3 protein-coding genes and 1 pseudogene are annotated in these 6,000 nt (G+C 35.4%); 1 reads left to right on the top strand and 3 read right to left on the bottom strand.

Translation table 11 applies throughout. The annotated features are described in order from the left end of the window. A pseudogene (locus EHW90_RS11825) lies at window positions 1-352 on the top strand (hypothetical protein); the annotation flags it as partial. 6 nt (window positions 353-358) lie between these two features. Here EHW90_RS11825 and EHW90_RS11820 read toward each other — a convergent pair. The 3 genes from EHW90_RS11820 to xerA form a co-directional block, all read right to left on the bottom strand. Beyond that, entirely contained in the window at window positions 359-3,652 is a 3,294-nt protein-coding gene (locus tag EHW90_RS11820; RefSeq protein ID WP_124952923.1) for a DEAD/DEAH box helicase family protein, read from the bottom strand. Between the two features lie 125 nt (window positions 3,653-3,777). Continuing rightward, on the bottom strand, window positions 3,778-4,923 hold the full coding sequence (locus tag EHW90_RS11815) for a restriction endonuclease subunit S (protein ID WP_124952922.1): 1,146 nt from the start codon (window positions 4,921-4,923) through the stop codon (window positions 3,778-3,780). A gap of 36 nt (window positions 4,924-4,959) precedes the next feature. Further along, entirely contained in the window at window positions 4,960-5,928 is a 969-nt protein-coding gene (gene xerA / locus EHW90_RS11810; RefSeq protein ID WP_124952921.1) for a site-specific tyrosine recombinase/integron integrase, read from the bottom strand. Between the last annotated feature and the right edge of the window lie 72 nt (window positions 5,929-6,000).

Raw genomic sequence — 6,000 nt, 5'->3', positions numbered from 1 at the left:
TTATTTACAGAAAAAAGAAACAATCTATGGGCATTTTTTGATATGCTACCTTAGCTTGTTTCTTTTAAGAGTATTAGAAATCAAGTGCTTCAAGAATAAAATAAACTCTTATGACTTGATCAACTTTATGCGTGATTTTAGGGTGGTAAATAAAGGCGATAATACATATATCAATATATCAAGAGATCAGGCCATTAACGAAAAGGTTAAAAAACCGGTTGGTTTTAGTAACCTTGATGCCCTCTATTTAAACAAAGCTGAAGTCGACAATTTCTTTCAAAACTGCATGCTCTTGGATACCTGGAGTACCGGGTTTCGAGAGAAACGACAGAAGTCAGGTTATATTGTATAAATCTTTCTACGCAGCCGCATTCTCATTAATGCTGTCAATAATACCTTTGATATTTGCCCATACTCCCAAGTCTGTAAATATCTCAACTATACTTCCCTGATCTGTAAACGGGGTATCTTGTAATACAGATAAATCCTTCATCATTCCATTGTGAACTATATACTCTACAATCTGATTTACAAAGTAAATCTGTCTGCTGTCAAGATTGCTGTTCTCAAGATATGCTGAAAACGCCTCCTTTGCAGCATTCATATCAAGCCCGACTATTTCTCGTACCAGCTCACCCAGCGGCTTTTGTCCATATTCCTTCTCATATTCCTCTTTTGTTCCAAGTTCTGACCAAAGCACTTTTTCAAGTTCTTTTATATCATCTTTGCTTAAAGGAATATTGGATTTTAACTTTTTTATAGCCTCATTGTCCTGATGCTCTTTAATATAATATTCAGCCTTTGCACGATAATTCTTCAATGAATCACTTTCAAGATCCGAGTCGTTCCATTCTATAGAAATAATATCGTCAGTAAAGTTGGTATCATATATAATACCTCCTTTTGGAATATACTTCATAAGTCCACGGAGCTTTTCTCTTATTATCTCAAACTCGTTTACTCCACAGCCCTCAATGTAGTCAGTATGTAATATATCCTCTATAAGGTCTGATTGCTCATTTATCTCTGTAATATTAGCAATACTTGCAAGTTTTTTCGCATTCTTCCTCAAATCGGTAACAAATCTCTTATATGATTTGCCTGCAAGGCATGCAAGCTCTATGCCATACATCAATGCATCAAAACGCACTGCACTGATTTCATCATCTTCAGGTAAAATAAGAGGTGAAAGTTCTTCTCTTATCAACACAGTATCTTCAAATGTCAGTGCCTTATATCCTTCCTCCGTAGAATATAATTCCACAAACTTTAAATGTTGCTTTACATCAAATCTTTCTCTTGAAAGCTCTGATACCTTTGCTGCCATCTCTTCGACAAGTCTTTTCCTGAATGATCTAAGTTCATCGCTCTGATAGTCCAAATCCTGTAATCTGTATGCTATCTCAAACTTTAAATTAAAGATAGCACTCTGTATCGAAATATCATTTGCAGAGACTTTACCCTTATTCTTATTGATTCTGAAGAACTCAAAGTTTCCACAAAAATCAAATATATAAAATTTAGACTTATCAACTCCGTCAATAAGCCCCGGACACAATCTTGTACCACGACCCACCATCTGCCAGAACTTTGCATAGCTCATTACCTTCTTAAAGAAGACAAGATTAACAACCTCAGGTACATCAATACCTGTATCAAGCATATCTACAGAAATAGCTATCTGTGGCAATTTATTTGCTTCAGAAAAATCATCAATAATACGCTGTGCAAACTTAATCCTGTTGTCAATAACCTGCGCATAGCCGGTTAGATGCGGATACTCTTTATTGAAGATTTCAAGAATTTTTTCAGCATGTGCATGGTTTTTTGCAAAGATAATACTCTTTCCAATCTTTTGTCCATATTCTATTTTGATTCCGGTTTTCATAAATGTATCAAGCACTTTGCGAATAGTATCTGCATTAAATATCCACTCATTAAGTGCCGATGAGCTTATTGAGTCAGGTATTTCACCATCCTCCGTCTCAAAAGTATTCTCATATATACTCTTATCTTCATCGGAAAGATTTTCATACACAATTCCTTCCTCAATAAACTTAAGCTTCGTTTCAACTGATAAAAAGTCAACCAGATATCCGTCCTTTACAGCCTGTGAGAGTTCATATCCATATGTCGGAACTCCCTGCTCCAGGTCAAATCTTTCATAAGTATTTTTATCAATGTCGTCTTTTGGTGTAGCTGTAAGTCCTACAAGATGAGAATCAAAATATGTAAAAATATTCTTGTATTTATTATATATAGACCTATGTGCCTCATCACATATCACAAGATCAAAATGTCCGCAGGTGAATATCTTTCTATCCTCTTCCTTGGCCGAATCTATACAATTCATCATTGTCTGATATGTAGAAAAAACACAGTGAGCATTGTAATTATCTTTTTCTTCGCAAAGATTTGTTACCGAAAGGTCAGGATAATTATTTCTAAACGCTCTCTTTGCCTGAATTACCAAAGACGTTCTGTCCGCAAGGAATAAGATATTCTTAATCCAACCTGCATCAAGAAGTACATGACACAACTCTATTACAGTTCTTGTCTTTCCTGAACCTGTAGCCATGACAAGCAATGCTTTCCTGCGATGTTTTTTGTCAAAAGAATTACATACCGCCTTGATTGCGGCCTCCTGGTAATACCTACCTGCAATATTCTTATCTATAACGACATTTTCAAGAGATGTTCTCATCTTTCTTAAGTTGAACATCTTTTCCAAGTCTTCTTTTGAATATACGTTTGCTACCTTTCTTTCAGGGTATTCACCGTCTATTATTCTTGTCTCAAATCCGTTTGTAAGGAAAATACAAGGCCTTCTTCCTGTTTTTTTCTCGATAGCGTCTGCATAGTCGTTTGCCTGTTTTCTTCCTGCAACAACATCCACACATGTACGCTTAGCCTCTACTACAGCAAGCGGTCTATGGGCATCATCATAAAGTACATAGTCCGCAAATCCGTTACCTGAATCGCTAGACAATCCCTCTATCTTTACCTCGTTTAACCAGTCGGAGCCTTCTCTCCATCCTGCATCTGCAAGCATAGTGTCAATGTATATTTTTCTTGTTGAATATTCCGACAGTTCAAGCGGCTTTGTAACATAGCTTTGAATCTTTTCTTCTCTCTGCTCTGTAAGTGAAGCCTTAAGTGATGCATTCTCTGCTATCAGCTTATCCAAATCTATATCGGAAATTTCCGGTGTCTTCGGCGGCTCTACCTCTTTTTTCAAAAGTGATTTATCAAAACTTTGTTCAACATAATTATCAGCATAGCAATAACTCACAAAATCAAAGAATATATGCAGGTTTTCAAGACAAAGCATTGCCTGCTCCTCAGTTACCTTCCTTGCATTGTGAGTACCGTCATTACCTATCTTACGTATAAAATCCATACGCTTAAACAGATCCGCATCAATAATATCTTTGAATTCTTCAGTATTCATCAAGCTGATCAGATTGTCCTGATACGGCTTAGTCAATGAAGCATCCACCGAATACATCCATTTAATAGCAAACTCCATCGCTCTGCGACAATTCATCACGCATAGTCCCGGATCTATATATAAAACTTTTTCTGCCGCAATAGCAACATTTGAAAAGGTATCAAACCTCTTTTCCTCTTTCAAATAGTCAAAGTTGCCCATGGCAAACCTCCCCATAGTTTTAGTAAGTAGTATTTAATAGAGAATATCTCAACTTAGGAGCATATTCTTAAGGTTTTATTTGTATAAGGCCCTTTATATTAAGGAAATCGTTAACTATGGCTATTTTACAGCAAAGTTAGGGTTTTGTATATATGGATTTGAGGTTGCGAGGCGGCTAACAATTTTGATTTGTTGACTTGGGCTACAAATGTAGCAAATTGATTTTGTAACTCTATTGGTGGCACTTTTACTCTTATATTTTCAACAATTTGCTTAGATATTTCTTTAAATGTTGCTCCTCTACCAAGAGATTTCAAATACTCTGTTTCCATTTTTAGCAACTCATAAAGGTAAATAGAACTAACTACATTTCTTGGAATTATGTTTTTAAACCCTTGATTACAATACATTTCCACACCTGCTATTGCCACCTTACCTATCGGTGCTCTACTTGAAAGAATAACAGTACCTACGGGAAGTAAAGTTACCGCACAACTATCTACTCCTTCATAAGTTAACTTACGTTCAGAATCATAGATTACAAAAGATTCATCTGATAGTTCTGCCGGAGTAATCCATACATTATCTCCATTCCAATACTCATACCTAGATGTCTTCGGAGTAGCGCCTGAAACAACCTGTCCTATTTCCGAAATTGGTTTTAGCTTAAACTTTCCATCATCTTTTAATCCTTCTCCAAACATCTCTACAAATCGGGCTCTGACAAGATTTTCTAATAATAATAATTCTTTTTTTCTACTCTCTAATATACTTCTTACCATATCAAACTGATTTGCAATTTTTAACTGCACATCTTTGTTAGGTATTGGCACATATGTATTTCTTACCATCTCACTATTTAGATTGTTTACTACTCCACCAACAGCCATAGCTTCAAACTTTTTATACGTACTTTTGGAGCTTAAATAGTAGTAAAGGAATCGTTTATCAAACACCTTTTCCTCATCTCTTAATACAAGCCATCCATCATGAATACACCCATCTATTTTTAATATATATGGGCGTCCAAAACTCATAGAATTTGATAATAAAAAATCTCCAGGCTTAACATACCTTGATTTCTTCATTCCTTCTTTCATAATTCTTTGAGCTGTTGAGGTTATGTACATTGAATCTGAAGTATCACCAATCTTAATCCAGTTTATACCATTTTCGTCATTCGTAATAAACTTGTCAATTGGTCTTGGAGACCCCCCTCGTTCTACAGTACATACATCCCCAAGCTTTTTATATTCCCACAATTTCTGCATCTAAACCATCCCTCACAAACCTCAAGTTGCAAAATTTTAAGCAATATATCTTTGATGGGAATTCTTTACATTATTTTGGTTTACCATGGCGTATTGCATTGTAGTATCTATTTGAGAGTGACCAAGTATCTTTTGCACTTGTTCTATTGGCATTCCCTTATCTATGGCTCTTGTTGCCATACTCCTACGGAACTTATGCGGGTGGATTTTTTCAAGATTCAACTTTCTGCCAAGTTCTCTCAATCTAATCTCCACTCCACTTATTTTCAATCTGTCATGTGGTGCATCCAAAGTTACAAAAAGGGCTTCCTTATCATCATCTCTACTCTCAATATAATCAATAAGGTGTACCTTTGCTTTGGCATCAAAGTATACTTTTCTCTCTTTATTTCCCTTACCATATACTACACATTCACGACCTTCAAGATCTATATCACTGATATTCAGATTCACAAGCTCACCTACTCTAATACCTGTGGAATATAATAGGTCAATTATCGCCTTATCTCTTTTTGATTCACAATTGTCTCTAAGTCTTTCTATACTCTCATCTGAAATAACACTCTTCACCACAGTTCTGGTCTTTATTTTATGTATACGCTTCATAGGACTTTTTAGAATATAGTCCTCCTCTTCAAGCCAAGAAAAGAAACTGGAAATATTTCTCCTTATATTGTCAATAGTAGTATTACTGCAATTATTTATCTTTTGATAGTCAGAGAGATACTCCCTCATCTCTTCTGTAGTCACTCTTCTCACAGGTGTATCTTTATTCTTTAGCAAGTGTTCTATAGTTACCTTATAATACTGTATAGTTCTTTCAGAACATCCTTCCACTTTCTTTGCATCTAAGAAGAGTTGCAAGAAATCTTCATTCGATATGTTTTGCTTAGTAGCCACATTATCAGAAAAAGCTTTCAAGATAACCTCCTGAAGCTTTTTCATCTGTGAAATAGATAAATACTCAGACATTTCGTTTAGTATGATTACAATTTTTTCTTCCATGACAGTATACTCCTTTATATACCATCATCCTACACCAACCAATACTTTTTACATATCCTGATTTGTTTATAC

Source organism: Lachnoanaerobaculum orale, assembly GCF_003862485.1.
Lineage (GTDB): Bacteria > Bacillota > Clostridia > Lachnospirales > Lachnospiraceae > Lachnoanaerobaculum > Lachnoanaerobaculum orale.
The sequence above is the reverse complement of the archived record's forward strand: the minus strand, read 5'-3'. Positions and strand labels throughout refer to the sequence as shown.

Coding starts and splice junctions, on each gene's coding strand:
- EHW90_RS11820 (WP_124952923.1), bottom strand. CDS start 3,652: ATGGGCAACTTTGACTATTTGAAAGAGGAAAAGAGGTTTGATACCTTT.
- EHW90_RS11815 (WP_124952922.1), bottom strand. CDS start 4,923: ATGCAGAAATTGTGGGAATATAAAAAGCTTGGGGATGTATGTACTGTA.
- xerA (WP_124952921.1), bottom strand. CDS start 5,928: ATGGAAGAAAAAATTGTAATCATACTAAACGAAATGTCTGAGTATTTA.